16 protein-coding genes are annotated in these 21,346 nt (G+C 46.8%); 4 read left to right on the top strand and 12 right to left on the bottom strand.

The window, feature by feature from the left end; translation table 11 throughout:
• Window positions 1-42: 42 nt before the first annotated feature.
• The gene (locus ACYVE4_RS13515) at window positions 43-4,110 is read right to left on the bottom strand and encodes a hybrid sensor histidine kinase/response regulator (protein ID WP_461040571.1); all 4,068 of its coding nucleotides are present in this window, start codon (window positions 4,108-4,110) and stop codon (window positions 43-45) included.
• A 792-nt stretch (window positions 4,111-4,902) separates the two neighbouring features.
• Between ACYVE4_RS13515 and ACYVE4_RS13510 the strand changes: the two genes are divergently transcribed.
• Window positions 4,903-7,047 carry an ATP-binding protein gene (locus ACYVE4_RS13510; RefSeq protein ID WP_461040570.1) on the top strand — a complete coding sequence of 715 codons (2,145 nt, stop codon included), beginning with the start codon at window positions 4,903-4,905 and terminating at the stop codon, window positions 7,045-7,047.
• A gap of 373 nt (window positions 7,048-7,420) precedes the next feature.
• Here the strand turns inward: ACYVE4_RS13510 and ACYVE4_RS13505 are convergent, their stop codons facing one another.
• The 3 genes from ACYVE4_RS13505 to ACYVE4_RS13495 form a co-directional block, all read right to left on the bottom strand.
• Complete coding sequence (locus tag ACYVE4_RS13505; protein ID WP_461040568.1) at window positions 7,421-7,771, bottom strand: cupin domain-containing protein; 351 nt, start codon at window positions 7,769-7,771, stop codon at window positions 7,421-7,423.
• Window positions 7,772-8,086: 315 nt separating this feature from the next.
• Window positions 8,087-9,811, bottom strand: coding sequence for an FAD-dependent oxidoreductase (locus tag ACYVE4_RS13500; RefSeq protein ID WP_461040566.1), 1,725 nt, complete (start codon window positions 9,809-9,811; stop codon window positions 8,087-8,089).
• A gap of 49 nt (window positions 9,812-9,860) precedes the next feature.
• The gene (locus ACYVE4_RS13495) at window positions 9,861-9,980 is read right to left on the bottom strand and encodes a hypothetical protein (RefSeq protein ID WP_461040705.1); all 120 of its coding nucleotides are present in this window, start codon (window positions 9,978-9,980) and stop codon (window positions 9,861-9,863) included.
• A 190-nt stretch (window positions 9,981-10,170) separates the two neighbouring features.
• On the opposite strand from ACYVE4_RS13495, the gene ACYVE4_RS13490 reads away from it, so the two are divergent.
• Window positions 10,171-10,494 carry a hypothetical protein gene (locus ACYVE4_RS13490; RefSeq protein WP_461040565.1) on the top strand — a complete coding sequence of 108 codons (324 nt, stop codon included), beginning with the start codon at window positions 10,171-10,173 and terminating at the stop codon, window positions 10,492-10,494.
• A 492-nt stretch (window positions 10,495-10,986) separates the two neighbouring features.
• Here ACYVE4_RS13490 and ACYVE4_RS13485 read toward each other — a convergent pair whose 3' ends face one another.
• Together ACYVE4_RS13485 and ACYVE4_RS13480 are read right to left on the bottom strand one after the other, a co-directional pair.
• Window positions 10,987-11,949, bottom strand: coding sequence for a hypothetical protein (locus ACYVE4_RS13485; protein WP_461040563.1), 963 nt, complete (start codon window positions 11,947-11,949; stop codon window positions 10,987-10,989).
• A gap of 134 nt (window positions 11,950-12,083) precedes the next feature.
• On the bottom strand, window positions 12,084-12,416 hold the full coding sequence (locus ACYVE4_RS13480; RefSeq protein ID WP_461040561.1) for a VOC family protein: 333 nt from the start codon (window positions 12,414-12,416) through the stop codon (window positions 12,084-12,086).
• A gap of 283 nt (window positions 12,417-12,699) precedes the next feature.
• Here ACYVE4_RS13480 and ACYVE4_RS13475 point away from each other — a divergent pair, with 283 nt between their 5' ends.
• Both ACYVE4_RS13475 and ACYVE4_RS13470 read left to right on the top strand, forming a co-directional pair.
• On the top strand, window positions 12,700-13,977 hold the full coding sequence (locus ACYVE4_RS13475; protein ID WP_461040560.1) for an alpha/beta hydrolase: 1,278 nt from the start codon (window positions 12,700-12,702) through the stop codon (window positions 13,975-13,977).
• 284 nt (window positions 13,978-14,261) lie between these two features.
• On the top strand, window positions 14,262-15,284 hold the full coding sequence (locus ACYVE4_RS13470) for a ligand-binding sensor domain-containing protein (protein WP_461040558.1): 1,023 nt from the start codon (window positions 14,262-14,264) through the stop codon (window positions 15,282-15,284).
• A 145-nt stretch (window positions 15,285-15,429) separates the two neighbouring features.
• Here ACYVE4_RS13470 and ACYVE4_RS13465 read toward each other — a convergent pair whose 3' ends face one another.
• The 6 genes from ACYVE4_RS13465 to ACYVE4_RS13440 all read right to left on the bottom strand — a co-directional run bounded on the left by ACYVE4_RS13465 (window position 15,430) and on the right by ACYVE4_RS13440 (window position 20,843).
• Window positions 15,430-15,597 (bottom strand): hypothetical protein, encoded by a 168-nt coding sequence (locus tag ACYVE4_RS13465; protein ID WP_461040557.1) that lies wholly within the window; start codon window positions 15,595-15,597, stop codon window positions 15,430-15,432.
• Window positions 15,598-15,599: 2 nt separating this feature from the next.
• Window positions 15,600-16,376: a LytR/AlgR family response regulator transcription factor gene (locus ACYVE4_RS13460; RefSeq protein ID WP_461040555.1), complete on the bottom strand. Its 777-nt coding sequence runs from the start codon at window positions 16,374-16,376 to the stop codon at window positions 15,600-15,602.
• 179 nt (window positions 16,377-16,555) lie between these two features.
• The gene (locus ACYVE4_RS13455) at window positions 16,556-17,665 is read right to left on the bottom strand and encodes a sensor histidine kinase (RefSeq protein ID WP_461040553.1); all 1,110 of its coding nucleotides are present in this window, start codon (window positions 17,663-17,665) and stop codon (window positions 16,556-16,558) included.
• 65 nt (window positions 17,666-17,730) lie between these two features.
• Window positions 17,731-18,786: a S41 family peptidase gene (locus ACYVE4_RS13450; RefSeq protein ID WP_461040551.1), complete on the bottom strand. Its 1,056-nt coding sequence runs from the start codon at window positions 18,784-18,786 to the stop codon at window positions 17,731-17,733.
• Window positions 18,787-18,830: 44 nt separating this feature from the next.
• Window positions 18,831-20,195, bottom strand: a complete 1,365-nt coding sequence (locus tag ACYVE4_RS13445) for a hypothetical protein (RefSeq protein WP_461040549.1) — start codon at window positions 20,193-20,195, stop codon at window positions 18,831-18,833.
• 72 nt (window positions 20,196-20,267) lie between these two features.
• Window positions 20,268-20,843 (bottom strand): cupin domain-containing protein, encoded by a 576-nt coding sequence (locus ACYVE4_RS13440; protein ID WP_461040548.1) that lies wholly within the window; start codon window positions 20,841-20,843, stop codon window positions 20,268-20,270.
• Window positions 20,844-21,346 lie beyond the last annotated feature (503 nt).

The raw sequence follows: 21,346 nt of genomic DNA, 5'->3' as shown, positions 1-21,346 counted from the left end.
AGGGCTAAATGAAAGGAAAATTGTCAAACGGTTAAGGGCTTATTACGTAATAATAGTTAAGTCTTCGCGCCTGTTTTTTACTACATAATTCGCAGAATATCCGGTTGGTGAAACGCCGTATAACTCCTTAAAGGCAACTGAAAAATTGTTTACGTTCGGATAACCTACAGCAAATGAGACTTCTGAAACACTCAGCCCTTTGATGGTCAGCAACTCCGCGGCCTGTTTCATTCGAATAGTTCGGATCAGATCCCGGGTTGTTACGTTCGTCAGTTCTTTCAGCTTACGATGCAGATGTACTCGACTAATCCCGATTTCGCCAGCGATCATTTCGACACTCAACTCGGGATTGGCCAGATTCTGATTGATGATCAGGTGGACTTTTTCCAATAGCTTTTCTTCTGCGGCTTTAATACTGATTTTGGAAATAAACTCTTCCTGATATTGCTGTTCGTGTTCGTTATTTTTCAGGATTTGTCTGTTTCTAATCAGGCTGTTAACCGTTTTCAATAGAATATCTATGTTGAACGGTTTGGTGATATAGGCGTCTGCTCCCAGTTCGAGCCCCCGAACATTACTGGATTCCTCAGTTTTGGCGGTTAAGAGCACAATCGGTATATGGTTGACCAACGGATTAGCCCTCATTTTACGGCAAAGCGCCATACCGTCCATCACGGGCATCATGACATCACTAATGACCAGATCTGGTTTTTCTTTCAATACTCCCTTGTAGGCCTCTTCACCATTGGCATACGCGAATACGGTATACTCACCCGATAATTCGTCAATGAGGTAATTACATATTTCGCTGTCATCGTCGACAATCACCACGCGTTTCGATTTCCGTTTCAGCCCTGCTGCCCCAGATGGTTCTTCCATTTTTGGTTCAGGCAAACGCTGGATACGTGGCGCGAATGGCGCTACGGATGGGGCTTCGGCAACAACCTCTTCAACCGGTAAGGTTATCGAAAAACAGCAGCCGATTGGGGTTTTATTTTCGACCTGAATAGTTCCGCCATGCAGTTGTACGAGCTGTTTTACCAAATGAAGACCAATGCCCGTACCGTATTGATTATAATCGCGGTGGTCAGTTGATTGATAAAAGCAGTCGAATATTCGTTCGGTCTCGGCTTCGTTGATGCATTGACCTGAATCTTCGATCGCAATGACCAAATTCTGGCCATTTCGGGCTGGTTTGAGGGTCATAGCTACCCGAATTGTTCCTTCATTTGGGGTAAATTTGAAGGCATTCGACAGGATATTAATGAGCACCTTATCAAAATTCAGCGGATCAATGCACGCAAAAACCCGGTCTGCCGGAAAGTCCATGACAAAGTGAATCTGTTTGGCATGAATTTGCTCTTCGAATAGCTGACAGATTTCGCTCGTAAAGTAGCCCATATCAACACGTTCCAATTGCAAGGCCATCTGCCCTTTTTCAATCTTGCGAATGTCCATTAACTGGTTCACCAGGTCCAGTATACGTTTGGTGTTCCGCCCCATAATGTCGTACAAGTGCCTCCGCTCCTTATCCTCATCACGGCTAATTAGTTTTTGCAACGGACTGACTACCAGTGTTAACGGCGTTCGTATTTCGTGGGCGATGTTGATGAAAAACTGAAGTTTAGCTTCATTCACTTCTTCCAGCCGTTGGAGAGCCAATCTTTCCTCGTTAATCCGTCGCCGGTTGCGGATCGTCCGATACACTAGCCCCGACAGGATGAGGAAGAGCAACGCATAGATCATTTTCGCCCAGATCGATGCATACCAGGCCGGGTGAATAATGATCGTTACCTGATGCTCATCCGAAATAGCTTTATTGGCTTTGGCTTTTAACCGAAACACGTAGGTTCCCGGCGCTAAGTTATCGAAGGTCAACCGATTAGATCCCGGACGCAACGTTACCCAGCTATTATCATTAATGGAATAGAGGTAAGAAACCCGTTCGGCATCAATAAAATCCATCGTCGAAAATTCCAGCGTGAATGCGTTATCCTGATGGGATAAGTGAAATTCACTGGCACTATTGACGGTCGTATCGACAACTTGGTAACTGCCTGATGTTGTGCCCTTTTTTACGGGTTTATCGTGAATATAGAGGTCAACAATTTGTACGGCCAGTCGTTTGGCCGCAATACGTATCTCCTCAGGTTTAAAATGGGTAATTCCATTTACCCCACCGAAATAAAGCGCACCATTATCAGCCGCGATGGATGCTCCCTGGCTAAATTCATTACCCTGAAGTCCATCGGTTGAGTAGAAGTTGACAAACGTATTGGTTTCCAGATCCATTCTGGATAATCCCCGGTTGGTACTGAGCCATAAATGCCCGTCATTATCGCCCTGGATTCCGGTGATCAGACTGCTGGGTAAGCCGTTTTCTATATCAAACGAGGTGATCTCTAAAGTTGACCGGGTGAGCTTTTTCAGCCCGTGGGATGTGCCGAGCCATAAATTACCTTTGTTATCATCAAACAGGGAGTAGATTACTACGTCTCTCAGGAGTTTGTTACTACCAAATGTGGAGACAAAACTTTCCGTATCCAGATCAAGACAGGCCAGGCCGTCGAACGTACCAATAAACAGCTTGTTGTCTTTGGAGATCAGCAGACAGTTGATCCAGTTATTTGGGATCAGATTACTGGCTGGTCGATACAGTTGGCTGGGTGGTGCGTCGAAGCTTTTGACGTTGCCCGAACGAAGGTCCAGACAGAACAAGCCAGAGCCCATCGTAGCTACCCAAAGCCTTTGCTGAGAATCCTCTTTAATGCTAAAAATACGCTGGACGTTATCGCCATTTTTATCAATAAGCTTACTGATGGAGCGACTTTTTCCGGTTTTTCGGTCGAATTGAACCAGGCCACTTAAATAGGAACCAAGCCAGATATTCTTTTTTGAATCCTCGTAAATGACCATGATATTGGCTGGCACAGCTCCGCCCTCGGTATCAGGTTTATAATGTACGCTGGCGTCAGAGCCGGGTGGTAGCGCATATAAACCATCGTTGTCGGTACCTACCCAAATTGTTTTTTCCGTGTCCTGAAACAATGACATGACAGTACTCGAGCCGATGGAGTTGCTGCTAACCGATTTATAGCCTATGTAACCGAACCGATTGGGGTTACCTGGAAGCAGCAATAACCCCTTCTGAAACGTGCCGATCCATATATTCCCGGCCTTGTCTTCCAGAATGGAATGAACCTTGGATTTAGAGAAATCAAAACCAGTCACATTTGTGTTCAAATCCAGAATTTTGCTGATAGCCGGATCAAAATACTTTACCCCTTCTCCACTCGTACCCATTAGAATCTGGTTGTTCCGATTGACGACTAGTTCATCAATTGGAAGATCCGTACGCCCATTGTACGGAATGGCAATAAACGTCTGATTGGCAGGATCGTACCGATACAGGCCACTGCTCATATTACCAACAAACAGGCGTCCATATCGATCCTGACAAATACTTCGTATTACATTATTCTGTACGCGTTTGGAACCAAAAAAGGACTTGACGGAGCGACCATCATACCGATATAATCCTTTGTCTTCAGTAGACACCCATACGTTCCGATCCGTATCCTCAAAAATCCTGACGATCAATTCGCTAGGGATATCCAGATGCATTTTTTGTCCAAAAAGGCCACCTTCCTTCTTCGTAAGTATGAAGAGACCGCGCCCAGAAGTACCGATCAGAATATCCCCATTTTTTCGTTCACAGAGACTTACTACTCGTGTGCATACGCTAGTTCCATCATCCAGTTTCAGGGGTATTTTATGGAAAGAATCAGTAGCCGGGTCGTAATACTGCAAGCCATCAATTAAACCTACATACATTCTACCCGCTTTATCTTCGAACAAAGTCTGTAGCAGGTTACTCAAGATGCCGGTGTCGTTCTTTTTATCGTGCCGGTAAACCGTAAATTTTATTCCGTCAAACCGATTCAGGCCATCTTCGGTAGCTACCCATATAAATCCACTTCGGTCTTGATGGATATCACTAACCACGCTACCCGATAATCCGTTTTCGATGGTAAATAGCTTACCGGATTGAGCCAGCGCGGTGCAGGGGCACCACAGCCAAAAAATAAGGAATACGATTCTGGAATTCATGCAGTATACTGTTTGCTTTGCTCCAGCTAATCAGAATGGATTCGCCGAAGGCTTAGCAACTAAGTTAGCTTTATTAAGGCAACTTTTATAGTCTACATCTCTATGTAACAAATTACTAGGTAGCGTACATTTTAAGTGAGCAGGATCGAACGATAGCAAGCAAGAACAAAAGTATATTGATATAGTCCAAATGAAGTCGAAACATGTTACACGATTCTTTGGCTATGTTACATTTTCAGAATTAATCCAATCGATCGCTCCTGGCACTGGTGAAGGATGTTTTAGAAGGTGTTCTTAGGCCATTTATCAGACCGAGTGTGTAAGGTGTCTTAGCTTCTGTCAGCTGGATGAATTTTCTAAAACCTGTTATAAACCACAGCGGCTTCTTCTCATTTTTGCTGGAGTCCGGGCCGCTGGTGCAGTTACAAACCCAATGGAACGGTGAAAACGATACTAGTTGCAATAGGAGAAATAACGTTTCAACATTTCTTTGGCTTCATAGTAACTGGCGAACTCATTACGTTCAATTACGTAGTGCTACAGTGATATACGCAAATGATTCAACACGCTCACTTCCTCCCAATTGAGTAGCGGAAACAGGGAAAACCTTTCTTCTGAAAAAAGAGCGTTTGCGAAGAGATTTCATCGGGCAGCAACATAAACTTTTTATTCCTTCCAGGGACTGTCTCAAACGAGATAGCTTTTGGCTCAATCGATGTAGCCTTTTCAATCAATGGCCGCCTATTTTAGCGTGTTTTTAAGCCAGTGCTAGTTGGCCTTTTTCATGCATCTATGAAGTCGATTATCCTTCTTATTGTTTGTTTGGCTCTTTCTGGCACAACGACCTGGGGACAAACTAGATTTCGTCTCGATAGTATCCCTCCACAAGGCATTCTGCTGGATAAAGCCTGGAAATGGAAACTGGGCGATCAGCCGGAGTGGGCTAAAACCAATTTCGATGATTCCCACTGGGATACATTTGATCCTTTTATGGCGCTCCCAGAACTCACCCAACTTCCCCAACGGGGGATTGGATGGCTACGGTTATCTATCAGAGTGGCTCCTTCATGGCGAGGCCGATTAGTGAGTATATCCCTAAGACAAATTGGCGCTACTGAACTGTTTTTGAATGGCATTATGGTCGCTAAGAATGGGGTCGTAAATGCCCATGGACAGGTCGAAAAAGGCATTCTCTTTCAATCTATACCTTCGATTGTATTAGGACCTGACAGTGTGCAAACCCTCGCCATTCGCTATGCCTTTTCCCGAGAACGGTTACTCAACTTACCCCTCTTCACGCAATTGAAATTCTTTCGAATGACTATTGCACCCGTGGAAGAGGCTGAAGCCTACCGGATACTGTTAAAAAATACGTTGCTGACGGAGTACACGCTTTTTGGTGTATTTCTGATTTTGGGGGTGATCCAATTCAGTTTCCTGGTTTCTTCCCGATTCCGAATTACCCCGGTCTACTTCGGCTTATTTTTGATGGCACAGGGAGCGACTCATTTCCTGGATGCATTCACCAAAGATGGGAAACCCGATTTTGCTGCCGTTACCCGAATAGCGGTTTATGATGATTCGGTTAATGTTGTCTTTTGTGTAGCTGCCATCTGTTCCGCTCTGTTTTATCTGCTGGGCGTTTACGCCTATTTCAATCAACCGAAACGAAGGCCGTTTTTTATTACCGCTATACTGACCCTGGCTACCATTCCTGCCTATCTGTTTTCGTTGTTTAATGCTTCCATCATCTGCATGCTGGTCATGGGTTTTTTGGTGCCTTATGGGGAGATCCTGCGGGTTGGCATCAGGGCCATCGGGCAACGAAAACCAGGCGCCAGACTGTTTACGTATTCGCATGCGTTTCTGCTCACCACGTTTCTTTTTTATACCATTTCAGTTACTGTATTAGGTGGAATGGGAAACACCTTATTTCTACTATCCTTTTTAGTATTAGCTTTAACGATTACGCTGCTGCTTTCGCAGGAACGAGCAGAAACCAACCGTTTACTGCAACGGCAGCTTCTGGAGGTGGCGGCACTCTCGGAGAAAACCATTGCTCAGGAGCAGGAAAAACAGCAGATGCTGGCCACCCAAAATGAACGACTTGAACAGCAGGTCGAAGCGCGTACAGCTGAGCTAAAGGCCTCTCAAACTCAACTCATCCAAAAAGAGAAGCTCGCCAGTTTGGGTGAACTCACAGCGGGCATTGCCCATGAAATCCAGAATCCCCTGAACTTCGTCAATAACTTTTCCGAAGTATCGACCGAACTCATTGACGAACTGAAAGAAGGTCCTTTTCAAAAGCTCCCCGATGGCGAAAAGCAATACGCCGAAGAAATTCTAGGGGATTTAACCAGCAACCTTCAGAAGATTACGCACCACGGTGCTCGAGCCAGTGATATCGTCAAAGGCATGCTCGACCATTCCCGCACCGAGTCGGGTGAAAAACGGCCTACGGATCTGAACACCCTGGCCGATGAGTATCTCAAGATTGCCTATCACGGTCTTAGAGCCAAAGACAAAGAATTTACCTGTGAGCTAATTACCCACTTTGATCGCACGTTGAAACCGGTTGAAGTCGCTCCTCAGGAAATTGGGCGAGTCCTCTTGAACCTGTACAACAATGCATTCTACGCGGTGCGAGAAAAGCAGAGAACGGCTTTAGCCGATTATCGGCCGACTATTACTGTTAGCACTCAACAAAGCGAATCAGGTATAGACATTTTGATCCGGGATAACGGTGCCGGTATTCCTGACCAAGTAAAGACCAAGATTTTTCAACCCTTTTTTACCACCAAGCCTACCGGGCAAGGAACCGGCCTGGGTTTATCATTGAGCTACGACATCATCACCAAAGGACATAACGGAATGCTTCGGGTAGAGAGTCAAACAGGAGAGGGGACCACGTTTTTCATTGGTTTACCCCAACAGTAAACAGTCGATTCCTGCGTAACCTCGTCTCTTTCCCCCATTGAAAACGAATCTATTTTGTCGCACACAGGAGCCATTTTCTGAGATGAAGCCTGTGAAGCTAAAATGTTGGTTGAATAGGCTAAAATTTGGGCAGTCAACCGTTTCGATTACCGATTTGAATGGGCAATAAACAAATTCGTCAGCACAAGCTGCTGACGTGGTCAATTAATTCTTGGCGAATCCAGATTCGCTGCAGTGGAGGAGTCAACGAACACATTGTTTACGTCAATTTTAAAGAAGTTGCAGAGAGTTTGGGTTGTCGATATACCACATAGTCCACAACCCAGCCAAATCATCAACATTCACCAAAACTTATTAGCAACTGAAGTCCTATTTATGCAATTATATCAATCTTAACAGTTTCAATCTGACTATGCTCAACGGTTATATTGATCGAACGCTCGCCTTTGGGCCGGGTTCGGTGGACTACGTTGCGGGGGATGGTAACGAGCTGGCCAGGCATCAACTCGATGGTTTCGCTTTCCAGGTCAATGAGGAGTACGCCTTCCATCACGAGAAATGTCTCATCTGAGTTGGGGTGATAATGCCAGTAATAGCTTTCTGTCATCACGCTCACGTTGACTACATGATCGTTAACGGAGGCCAGCGAAAAATTAGCATAGTTGGTAGTGATAGCCTCGGTCAGTTTTTTACTATCAATTACCGGAAGTGGAACGTTATTCATAAACGGAAAGCTGGTTACGCAAGGCCTCGAGAGCGGGTTAAAACGGATAAGTAGATAGCCTGATCTTACCTGTTTCTTAGGGTAGGAAGCTACCCTGGAAGTAGCGATAAGTTGAGGAATAAGACATACAAAATTCTAAACTACGGGGGTATTTCCAAACGTCCGGTTTATCCCGAGAAGCCCTTTTGTTTTAGGAGGGAACCTTATCTGAGATAGGAATTGATACGTTTAACTAGTTGGTGAAATAAACCCCATTCAACTAAAAAAGATAGCAACAGTTAGGTACTGTACCGTCTTTTGATAAGTTGAAGAAGCTTACAATCTAGGCCAGTGCATTTCGATTCCCTGCGATCGAATTAGTCGTTGAAATTCATTGAGAAGGGGTTCTTTCTCCCGAACCGCGCGGGGAATTACTTTTTTATCCAGTGAATAAACTACTAATAAGCCAACCGCTTCGCCAATACTCCACTCAACGGGATGCAACCGGTAGCACCCGTTCGTAATGTGGGTGGTGCCGATGTTTTTGTTGGCCGGAAGCAAATTTTCCATTCGTTTGGGCAACAAGGCGCCTAGGGGAATCTGAAATGGGAGCGACCCAAAATCGATATAATTATTACCGCTGGTGCTTGGGTGCAGATCAATATGGTAGTAGCCAATCCCCACGCTATCGTGAAATTCGGCCGCTGTGTTGTCCGACTTTTTGCCCGTTATCAACGCGCGGTTGTCAGCGCCAATATGCTCTTCAAGAACGGTAAACATGGCCTTGATTCGCCGGGATTCTCGGATGTAGGGGTATTTGGCGAAACCATCGTCGGTACCCATTATATCCCCGCGTAACCGGAGTCCTGGCCATCCTCGTCTGCCATCGGGTCGGGGTGCTTCGGTCTGTAACCAATATAAAAGGGATAAATTCAGTTGCTTGGCGCGGTCAACGTGCTTTTTAAATTCGGCATCACTGGCACCAATCAAACTGCCTAGAATGTAATCATTCTGTGGCCAGTTTATAGTCGAAATATCACTGGAATACGCACCGGGTTTAAAATTAGCCTTGCTAATAATTCGACGGTAATTCCAAAGGTTTAGTGTATTGCCGGTACTGACGCCCTCCGGGTTAAATCCTAGTTGCTTTGGCTCCAGGGTTTTAGGATTCGAATAGGCCAAGTCCAACAAATTGCCAGACCAGGCAGGGCTGACCTTCGGTTTATAGGATCGCCAGAAATCGTACTCCACTGGCTTATCGATGACGTGATTGGCCCCGGCCACATAATCGACCGCGAAGCAGACTGTAAACGCCTGACAGTTTGTTGGATCAGCGGTTTGGGGGGCGTGTAACTCGCGGGTTTCCCGGCGCGATTCGGCTCCAGTAACAAACTCGGTACCAGTGAGGGGAAGTAAATCGCCTAGCTCAGTGGCATCAATAAAATAAGGAGCGGTAAGTATCACTTCCCGATCGCTACGCTGATTAACCGCGTTTAGCGCCCGTACCCTATCGCCATCCACATCGGCCCCTTTAATTTTATGCTCCAGAAGGAGTGTCAGTTGGCCAGAACTTAAATAAGGGGCCAACATCTGTTGCAAAACGGCCAGGGCTACTTTGGGTTCGTGGCATAATTTTGACACCGCTCCATCGCCGGGATTTAAAAATGGATTGGCCTTAGCGGTTTCTGTTAGGGAGTAATTCTCGACATAGTACTTCCGGATGGCGGCACGAAAATCGCGATAGAGCTGCGTAGCCCCGTGGGTTTCAATCCAACTGTGTTCATCGGGTGGAACCCCCTGTTGCGTCAGCTGCCCACCGATCCAGTCGGTTTCTTCAGTCAGGATAACCGTCAACTTATTTCGTAATGCGGCTAGGGCAGCCGCACATCCGCCTAACCCACCACCAGCAACGACAACATCGGCTTTCCGTTCAGCGGCACCAAATTCGGTAAACTGACGACCGGGCTGATTGTGAGAAGTAGTCGTCGTTGTCGGGAATGGAGAGGTTAAAGCGGCTCCGCTACTGATGGATAAGCGTTCAATAAAATTACGTCGATTCATACGTACTGTGATCAGCTATGATTCGGCCAAATCTAAAGTATTTAAAGTGTTATCGCTGTTTATCGTCCCACAAATAGTTACCTGATACTTTGTATATCAAGCGCTGAGGGGCCACATTATTAGTGGTCGCTAGCACGGCGGCCGTAGCTGCAGATTGGCCAGGAATCATGAAGACAGTTTCCATTCGAATGGAGCCTTTTTTGAGATTGAGCCAAAGACCATTTATCAGTCAGAGGACAAACAGAGCTTTTTTCGTCTTTACTTCCCGAAGTACGAAAAAGCTCCGTCTGTATTTTACAACAATATTAGTCTGATATTTATGGGATTATATAGCTTTTCGACCATTAACGCCTTATACGATGAGACTTAAATACATTACCCTAACTGTATTGACCGGTTGTTTTGCGTTTTGTTTTATTGGGTGTAATAAGGTCAGTAATGGAATGCCTCCAGCACCGACCGCTACTAACTTTCTCCAGGGAGCAGATGGACCACCTCTTTGGTTAGTTGATAACGTCGAGGTAGCTAATCCTCAAGAGAAGGGTCGCTTTAAGGTTAGCCCTAATGATATTCAGAACGTCACGGTTCTTTCACCAGCTTCAAACAGCGATTTAGTTAGCCGATATGGGCAGAAAGGCAAAAATGGCGTAGTACTTATAACAACAAAAAAAGCAAGTAAATAAGGCTTCGAAGGGCTGTATCCAACCATTAATCCAGTACGTAGCAAACAGCCCGCAGTATATACGCTCATCCGTATTGACATATAGACTTCAAGTCGTTTCGTACTTTCACGACGCAATACAGTTTTAACCATACCAGTACACGTAGCGCCATCCTGTCACAACGAAATGCGATTATAATTAGTTAGTAAATAGATTGTTAGTTTAATACTAAGCCAAGTTCTGCTATCATGATAATCAAATTTCCTCAGTTGCGCCCTTCTGCTACGGTATTTTATAATCAATGGCGAGCCATCTTTCTTGCCATTGCACTAGTTATCATGGCAATAGCCAAAATGCTGCAATAACCGGCTGGAGTCGAAAGTCCATTTTAGAGTTGCTCGATTGCCTCAGGACTGAATAGTGCTGTTTTAAAAACCAATACGTTAAAGTAAGCAATGAAATAGACGTTGATGAAATCATTAGTCTGCTTATCAGGCTTAATTCTCCAGTCCATTAAACAGAATAGAAACGGGCCATGTGTTTGAATCGCTTTCGTACCAGGGCCGACTGCATGGGTTTGTACGTGAATAGCTCCCGATTTCCCTTTCGAACCGTGATCGTAAACGGTTGCCCCAGTTTTTGCGTGAAATGATAAACTGTTACAAATTCAGCCAAATCTTCATGCCAACTGCTTCGGCCATAGAGGGAAACAAACGGCGATTGTTTAAGCGCCTGGTATACTCGGTTGTACTGACTGACTGGCAACGGCTTACCCCCGCGCCGAAAGACAAGGCTGTCCAGCAGCGGACTCTTGTAATTCGTTGCGGGAGTGGTATGCCCAGCCCAGATACCCTTTACAAAATCTGTGGCGAGTGAGTCCGATAGAGACTGATTTTGAACAACTGTATTGTCCGGTGAAATACCCAGCGAACCATCAACGACATGAGTTGACTCATGCAATAATACGTATAGGAAGGCACTCAGGTGGCCAGCCTGAATGGATACCTGAAACGCCGATCCCGTAGTATCAAAGCAGGTCCGCTCTTTCCTGGTTAACCACTCCGATGCGTCCTGATGTAAGATTTCGGCCCGGAAGGTTATATCAAACAACTTATGCGCTTCGTCCGGATTGACGGTTGATGTCAAGGCCGTATTGGGCATGTTGTCCAGAAAATTGATGCTGTGCAAATGGCTCTTGAGAACGCGTTGATGGAGCGGTGGTAAAGCCGCAAAAGCCGCAGCAACCTTTTCTTGTTCGTCTTGGGTAAGGCGATGTTCGGTTGGCGACATGCCCGCATCACGAAACATCTGTAAAACCGTTGCGGAAGCGGGCTTCACCCGAGCTGACAGTGTTGTAGTTGAATCAAACGGAGCCTCGGGTTGATTTGTTGGCTTTACTGGTTGCGCCTGAGCTGCCCGAGTTAGTGCAATGAAAAGTATGGCCAGGCTTAGAATAAATTGACGAGTGGATATCATGGCATTAACCATAGCGTATTGATTGGTTGGCAAAAGTAAGAACGTTACTTACCCAACCAATCATTGCCGGCTGATAATCATTTCTGGTTTGTCGCAATGCTTGCCCCCAATGAACAAGTCCGCATGGCAAAACGCTACGCTAACCGTTCGGCAAACTCGATCAGATTGCCCCAGGGATCAGCAATAAAGGCTAGCCGTTTGCCAATAGCGGGTAAATTGAACGCTTCGCCAACCAGGGTGACGCCCCGATTACTCAGTTCACGAAGGGTATCGTCAACGCTTGGTACATCGATACAAAAATGGTGATAACCTGCTGGATGAAGACTCTCATCTAAATCTGTGTAAGGGGCTCCCGATTCTGGCTGACCACCGGCCAGCAGTTCGACCCAGAAGTTGTCATCGTTCGCCGGGGCTAAATAAGCTAGTTGCAGGTCGCCGAAGGGCCACTCATGAATAAGCCACTTCAAGGGCATTCCCCTGCTAATCAGAGCCCATTTGTTGAAGAATATACATATAATTCTGTTGGTCTCAGGAGGGAGCGTTTATTGAGACGAATAATTGATGAATAGGTAGTCCACCGTTTTTCGTAGTTTAGCTAAACTATAACTGGTTTACAGTAAGTTCATGAATCCTAAGAACTTGCGGTAAACTAAATGGGGTTCTTATTTCATATCCTTCGTACAAATAGATTTGCCTCATTTATAGCTTGGCTTGTGATCCTTTAGCCATCAATCTTCTTGCCTGAACTCAATGAAAAAATGGTTTCTACTTACTCTGGTTGTCTTCTTACCCCGGCTACTACTAGCCCAGGCAACTCGGCAAATTGTTATCGGTCAGATCGATAGCCTGACCTCAAACATTCTCCATGAGACCCGTAAACTATGGGTGCATGTCCCAGACAGTTATAAACAGGAAGGAGCCTCCAAACGACGCTATCCGGTCGTCTATCTGCTGGATGGCGAAAGCCACTTTCCCTCGGTGGTCGGCATGATCCATCAACTAAGCACCGTCAATGGCAATACAATTTGCCCTGAGATGATTGTGGTGGGGATCGTCAATACCAACCGGGGGCGGGATCTGACGCCCACACCGGGAGGGGGAATGATTCCATCGGCTGCCGACAGTTCACGACGCAAGAACTCGGGCGGAGGGGAGAGGTTCACCGCCTTCATCGAAAGCGAACTGATGCCCCACATTGACTCGTTGTATCCCACTGAGCCCTACAAGGTATTCATCGGCCATTCGCTGGGTGGGCTGCTGGTTATCAACACGCTCATTCATCACCCCAACTTGTTTAACGCCTACGTGGCTATCGACCCCAGTATGTGGTGGGCGGATCAACAGCTGCTCAATACCGCTAAGCAGGTTATTGCCAGCCAGAAGTATGCGGGCAAAGTCCTGTTTATGGGTATCGCCAATACGATGGAGTCGGGGATGGATACCTTACGGGTACAGGCGGATACGAGTGGCTCGACCAAACACATTCGCTCCATCTTAGCCCTGAATCGTTTGATAAAGGCTAATGGACAAACCGGCTTACGCTATCAGGGGAAATACTACGGCCTGGATGACCATAGCTCGGTGCCACTCATCACCGAGTACGACGCGCTCCATTTCATTTTTGATGCCTACCGATTAAAGCTGACTGACCAAGACTATGAGGAAGATAATACCCAGTTAGCCGATAAACTGACAACCCATTTTAGGGCCGCCACCCGGCAGTTGGGCTACCTGGTGAAGCCTCCGGAAAGTCTGGTCAATGAACTGGGCCAGTATATGGTATCCCAGAAGAAGTTTAAAAAAGCGGAGAGTTTGTTCAAACTCAATGTGGCGAATTACCCAGCCAGTTTCAACGCCTATGACTCGTATGGGGATTACTTCGTGGCCCAAAAAGATACTGTCAATGCCAGAGTCAATTTCCAGAAAGCGCTTTCTCTGAAAGAGGCATCCGCAACGCGAAAAAAATTAGCGGCTTTACAAGCCTCCAGTATCCCTGGTCCATCCTCCGCTACTAAGCCGAAAAAATAACCGTCTGGTTAGCAATAGAATCCGTTCTTCCCACGCGGTTCTATAAATAGCGCTGTGGTCAGGCCAGTATACACGTGTTTAACTGAACGCCCGAATCGACAAGCAATTCTGGAAAGTATTCACTCGGCTTAATGAGGAGCGTTATCGCACGACCTTGTACAATGCTGGTTGAGACCAGACAGTATACGTTTTGGCGATTTTTCTGTCGTTAACAAGCCCTTAACAAAATCTCAACTCAATGATGATTAGGTTTGTCAAAACCCCTAGCCACAAAAGAAATAGAGATGAAATATGTACTTGTATATGCATTGGTCCTGCTGGTTGCTGTGTACGCTTCCGCCAAAGCACTGAACAAAACTGACCTCCCAAAAGATACAATCAAGGCCGAATCCAAAGAGCTAAGTACATCCTACGGACCTAGCCATATCACGCGTACCATCAAGCAGGATCGAAAGGGCAATATCTGGATGGCAACCTTTGGTGGGATATATCGGTATGATGGGAAATCGTTCATCAATGTGACCAGGCAAGTGAGTTCAGCCCATTTTTTTTCAGTATTAGAAGATCGAAAAGGGAATTTCTGGTTTAGTACGGTTGGCGAAGGGGTTTATTATTACGATGGCAAGTCCTTTCAACAGTTTACCACTAAGGACGGGCTTGCCAGTAATGGGGTTTTTGATATTTACGAAGATAAAGCCGGGACTATTTGGTTCGGTACCGGAGAAGGAGCCAGCCGGTACGATGGGAAATCCTTTCGAACTTATAAAATGAATGAAGGTCTACCTTTAACAACGGACGAAAGACGCTTCTTTAAGGATGATAATGATATTAATTCGATTATTGAAGATAAAACCGGGAAATTTTGGTTTGCCACCCGGGGAAATGTCTATAGTTATGATGGAAAAACATTTACCGTTCTCACTCATGACGGTGCCCCATTTATCAATGTTCGTAGGATCATCGAAGATAAAAAGGGCAATATCTGGCTGGGGAGCCCGTATGGGCTTTGGCGTTATGACGGCAGTAGCTTTACCAATTTCACCGAGCGTGGCGTTGCGTATGTCTACGAAGATAGAAAAGGAGCCATCTGGACGAGTTCACTAACGACCTGGGGTTGGTCCCTTTTTCGGTATGATGGAGAAACTTTGTCCAACACAACTCCCACGGTAACCGAAGTAGAATTAGACTTTGATGATACGAAAACCATGCTATTTGGGATTTTAGAGGCTAGCGATGGCAGTATTTGGTTCGGTTCAGGTGGGGCATATCGGTATGATGGAAAGAGCATTACCGACTTTAAGAAGTAAAGAACTAAAAATGTAGCTGGTTCAGGAAACGCCCCAATTACAGATAATTCTACTAGAGACGAACGTGTTTTCATGTATCTACTTTCAAGTGATGGATAGTTTAGCGATTGCCTATCGCTTGCTGGGTTTCTAGTTGACGAATAGTCTATTGCCGGTTTCGGTTTGTCATGGCAATTAGATAAAAGGTCAACTCTTCAATCTTCGCTACTACGACTTCGCCTGCCTCATTCGCAGTTAAGAATTCATCGGAGTTGCCGCTGCCAGGACTTTGGCGGGTCAGGTTATCAAGGCGTAGCCCACTGTTACACCCCATGTTTATTTGCCCATCCAGTGCCGAAAGTCAGACGCGCGTTCGCGGCTTACTATGACCTCGTCAGTAGGCGCTGGCTTTAGGATGAGTTTTAACTTGTGATGGAAATAAGCATGAATTTGCTGAACAGAATTGACACTGATGATAAACTGCCGATTAGCCCGAAAAAACAGCTTCGGATCAAGCATATCCTCCAGTTCATCAAGTTTATAATCCAGTGAATATTTCTGGCCAGTCAATGTGCGTAATAGGGTAACCCGATCTTCGTATTGAAAATAGGCGATCTCGCTTACGTCAATAGGTAACCATTGGGATAGATGGCGCACCAGAAATCGGCGTCGGAAGTCGGTAGGCTGGGTCTGTTGCCGCAGTTGTTGAATCAGTGCATCAATGGAGATAACTTGAACCGGCTGGGATTGCCGGAGTCGGTTCAGTTGATTGTATTTTTGCAGGCTGGCGGCTAATTCAGCCTGCTTGATGGGCTTTAGTAAATAGTCTACGCTATTGACCTTGAAGGCTTTAATGGCATACTCATCATACGAGGTGGTGAAAATGACGGGAGCCGAAACTGCCGTCTGCTCGAAGATCTCGAAACTTTGGCCATCGGCTAGTTCAATATCCATGAAGATTAAATCCAGATCGGGATTGGTTTTCAGATAAGCAACCGACGCTTCGACACTGGGTGTGGTCTGAACGATCTTCACCTCAGGGGCCACTTCCGACAGGAGTTCGGTTAATCGAAAGACCGCTAAGTCTTCGTCTTCAATCAGTAATACATTCATAGTATGCCCAGCGTTGACATGGCTGCCGGAGGGCCAGAAAAGAGGTTTAGTTCGGTAGCAAAGTAAACGATCTGTAAATAGTAAGTGAACCGGGTGATGTTCGAGTCGATCAACGAGGGGTCCGAACCGGTTTAAACCGTTCTCTAAGCAGCCGAAACGTGGCTAAACAGAAAGTGGGTTTATACGGGTATCAGCGGCAAGGCTACGACAAACTGTCCGGCTTCTTCGCGCACTGATGGCTTCGCCTGCCCCAGCATTTCGTATTTCGCCATGATGTTGGCCAGTCCCACGCCGTTAGAAATGACCCCCTGCTTTTTGGGTTGCAGATTGTTGCGAACGTGCAAGTTGGCCAGTTCATCCGTCTGGATTTCGACCCGCAATGGCTTAGTGGTTAAAACGACGTTGTGCTTAACAGCATTTTCAACGAGCAGTTGCAGGGTCAAAGGCGGTAGTTGATAGCGACTGAATCGGCCATTTACATCGATGCTTAACTCAAAGCCATTACCATATCGGGTCTGGAGCAGGTGCGCGTACGACTGAATAAAATCCAGTTCGGTAGCTAGATCCGTCAGATTCTGATCCGGTCCGTCGCTACGGTTAGCGCGTAATACATACCGATACACCGAGCTAAGTTCTTCAGCAAAGGTTTCGGCCTGACGGGGATTTTTTCGGATCAGCGCAATCAACGAGTTAAGACTATTAAAGAGAAAGTGCGGATTAACCTGCTGCTTGAGCGCATCCAGTTGACTCTGCATATTGGCCACCCGTAACTTCTCCCGTTCCTGCTCCGACTGGAGTAGCTGCGCCCGGTAATGCGATGAATCCAGCCGGTAAAATACTAACTCATAGACCGTTACAAAAAACAGGGCGATGAAGATGGCGTGGAAGAAATCGATCCCATTTGGACTAAATCGAAACGTATGATTGCCCATACGAATCACCGTTGGGCGTTCGCCAATCCGGAAACCAGTGATCGTACCTTGCGTATAGCTGTAGCGAATCAAATCGACTGCCCAGGAAAATAGCGTTGTTGCCAGGGTACAAGCCAGCAGCGTTAGGATCAGTCGGTAGGTTGGTTTGAGTTGAGGCAAAAGCATGTACCGGCAGTAGCTATTGATGGCCCGGTTCAAATGCCAAATCAGGATAATTGACACAACATTGAGCACAATCGCGACCAATCCGGGCGAGGTTAGGGGTTGCTGAATGGAATCATCGTCTAAAATGGCTAGGGCTGCCAGTAGACTGATGCCGACGACGCGTATCCAAAAGTCGTGGATTGGGCGATTCATGCGCATGTGGACGAAATCATTAAAAATAGCGTATCCAGGCCGATTTGACAAGTTATCATTTCGGGTTAATTGATGGCGGATAATTGCGCTATGAGTTTGACAAGCTTCCGCTTCTTTCGAGGTTTATCGGTCTTGGAAGCCATTGTTTCTAAGGCCAGTAGCTGGGCTTTTTTCTGCGCCTGACTCGCTGGGATAGCTAAATCTGGTTTAACTCCTGTTCCTTCCCAATTGGTATGCGTGATGGGATTTTGGGCGTATTCGACCGGAATGAAGGCTGTGAAGTGATCCCCAATTCGGATCATCTCTCCCGAATGAGCGCCACCCGCCGTCGGTTCACCCACCACCGTCGCCCGTTTCAGACTTTGCAGATCATAGGCAAATTCTTCACCCGCCGAAAATGTGTTTTTACTCGTCAGAAGGTACACTGGTTTATCAGTATGCGGTTTGTCCAGAACCTGAGGGGTCGTCCAGAATGACTGAATAGATTTACCGCCTTTACTAACGATATCATTAAGATGAACTGAACCAGGGCCAACCAAATAACTGGCCAGGTAAGCCACCATTGCCGGTTCGCCACCCCGATTGTGACGTAAATCCAGAATCAGCGCATCCGTTTGACTCAGGAAATTCATAGCATTCGTGGCGGTTTGGGCCGCTAGTTTGACCGGCATAAATTCATCGATTCGCAAGTAGCCAATATTTCCCGCTAGTATTTCCGGTTTTCCAAACCCAAAATTGATCTCCCGCCCGTACTGCTCCAGCGAAGCTTGCTCGTCGGCCTTTGATTCACCCTCGGTTGTGGAAACGGGTTTATTGTGATAAAATAGTCGTAGGTGCTTGTCGTGGCTGATTCGTTGTATCTGCGCGGTAATGGTATCGGCAAATGCCTTGCTGCTGGTAATCTGGTCATAATCGCCAGCGGTCATTTTAGGTTGAATAACTACCTGGATCTGCGCGGCTATACTCGGGAACACATATTGTGTGTTAAGTTGCTGAATAAGCTCCTGAAGAATGGCTGTGCGCGTTGGCGCATCAATCGGTTGGTCGGGGCCTACTACCACGGGCTGACAAAAGCCAATCTGTGGTAGTAGGGTTGCAAGCCATATAACTATGATTCGCATGAACTGCTTTGAGAAGATAAACATATCGTCGGTCTGCTCACTGTTTACTTATTTTTAATAACTACCCTGAACTCTCCTCTGATGCTTCGCGTATCAAGCTTTTGGTCCGGACAGGCACCTTCCTCCCAGTAAACCGTAGCCTCATATGAGCCGCGTACGTAGGTATTTCCATTGATAACCTCCACAGCATCGATGGTGATACCGCCCGGCGACACAATAATGTGTTCGCCCTCACAGGGAGAATACCAGCTCTCATACGGACGGCTGAGGTCGCCGTCGATTTCCAGTGAGGCTATAGCGTTGCCCGTCAATGATAAGTCAGCCCCGTCATCGGCCGCATACGCAATTTTACCGGGTCGAAGTTCCGTCTGACCAATAACGAAGCTAATGTAGTCGCCGTTGGCTAGTAAACCACCGATGTTTGTCTCCTGGGCGGTAACTATTGCATGCCAGGTTTTTCCCTCGTAGCTTTTACCATTCACGGTAGCCCGAAAATAAGCTCCCTCAATTCGGATGGTTTTCAGGAGTTCAACTTTGCCCGTTGCGCCTTTCCGGGGTACCTGACCAGGCGGTATAATGTTGTAGACATCAACCTTAATCAGCGCCGTGCCTTTGGTTACGCTCTCTGAAGGCCAGTAAGTTGCCGATGTACGGTCGGTTGCCACTTCCAGTGTACCTTTCCCAACGTACCGCCAGTTTTTAATATTACTAGGATTTCGCAGGGCTTTCTTCTTGGCTAGCTCCAGCTCAACTGCTTCGGGAGTCAGTGGAGTTATTTCATCCCAATAGCCGCTCAGTGCCAGCTCCGCCGACTGGGCGGGAAACACTACATCTGGCGTCGCATCCAGCGTATATTGGGCAAAGGCACCCCAGTCGCTGAAGTGTTTGGTGCTGACCGTGAGCGTTTGCGCGGTTTCATCCAATTCCGTATTCAGCAGCGCCTTCCAATAGCCATCACTACTCTGGTAAGCCATAAATAGCGCCTGAGCCGAGGTGCCATCCAGGCTATCCGCGTTATAATGATAGTGGAGAGTAACCGGCTGAGCGAAGGTCTGCCCTTCGGGAAGCAGCCGAAATGATTGACCGCTAATTAGTCCGGGCAAAGTAGGAGTAACGGGTTGGATACTAAAGGTCGTGGCTTTGGAAACGGCTCCGGCGGGAATGGTCATCGTGAGCGTACCATCCATCGAAGCCAATGTACCACCTTCGGGACCGATTACTTTTTGGGTAAGCTGCCCTACGGGTGTACCGTGATCATACACAACGCCCGAATGCGATGTAGGGGCCGGTGTCGTTTTTGTCGTATCGGACGGATGCGCTGTGTCAACGGGTTTTACCGCGTCGATTGGTTTCTGGCAGGCCAGCAGACTGGCGAGCAAGAGCGTGATTGCATATGGAATGAGTTTCATTGGTTAAAAAGAGGATTACTTAGTTCATTAGTTGTTGTAAAAAATAATAGGGAAGTCTGGCAGTGAGACCGCTTACCAGACAGCCAGGTAGCGACGCTGAAGATCGGCCGCGACGCCGTTCTTAATTGCCTGGCGGCCCAGCCAGTTAAGCAGCGGTTGAAAAAACGCCATGCCTCCCGTCAGATACGTTCCACTGATCAGCACGAGATACCCGATTGTGTACAGATTTTTCGGCATTCCCCGCGCCGTCGTTTTTCCATCCCGCGCCAGTCCGTACGAAATTTGTAGCGACTGCTCAAAACCCGGAAATCCCGGTGTAAATCGGCACTGAAAGCGGCAGGATTCGCCAGATTGGTTAAAGAAACGGTGCTTACTACGAGCGGGTGCGGTAATTGATTCGCCGGGTTTTAGCCGAATCACCTGCTTACCGATCTGAATACTCAATTCGCCTTCCAGACAGGTAAACTCTTCCGAAACATCGTCGTGATAATGCATTGGATTGCCGGCTCCTTTCGATAGCAGAACGTCGATCAGGGTATGGCGTCCTCCGTTCTCACGACTGATTTCCAGGAAGATAGTATCTTCTTTCAGGATAGGGTTAGTAATGGTTCGCCCAACAGTTGGTCCGGCGCGGGATGGCGTTGTCATGTGGTTAAATGCAGACTAGATGTTGGTTTCTGCGATTCGTTGATAAGCCAAAATTGAGGGGATGCAAGTGCGTCTACCAATCCGTCTATGTTCGAAGCAGCACTTGCTATGACCGAAGCAGCCAGAACTGAACGATAAGCAGCTGATCGTTTGAATTAGCTAAGCGTTGCCGACTTATCAGCCCGGTATCGTAGCGACGACCCGATTCAGCAGTGGGCTAATAAGCCGACGATTAATTTCCGATTCCAAGGTCTGTGTCTTCACAGACCCCTTACCGGATGGCAGTGTTTGCTGACGCACAAGTGTCTGTGAGGACACAGACACGGGGATTATTCGCTTAATTAATTCGAATTAGTCATGGACTGATAAGAGCGCTACCAGTCAAGTAGCCTGCTGCTTAAAGCAATACTTAGGCTGTTCCAACAGGTCAGAACGATACTTAAGACAAGGGTGAATTTCATGAATTGCTTGGCGATGAGAATTTTGTCGAACAGTAAACAACA

It is taken from the genome of Spirosoma harenae, assembly GCF_054776975.1.
This window is presented reverse-complemented; position numbering and strand designations above follow the sequence as displayed.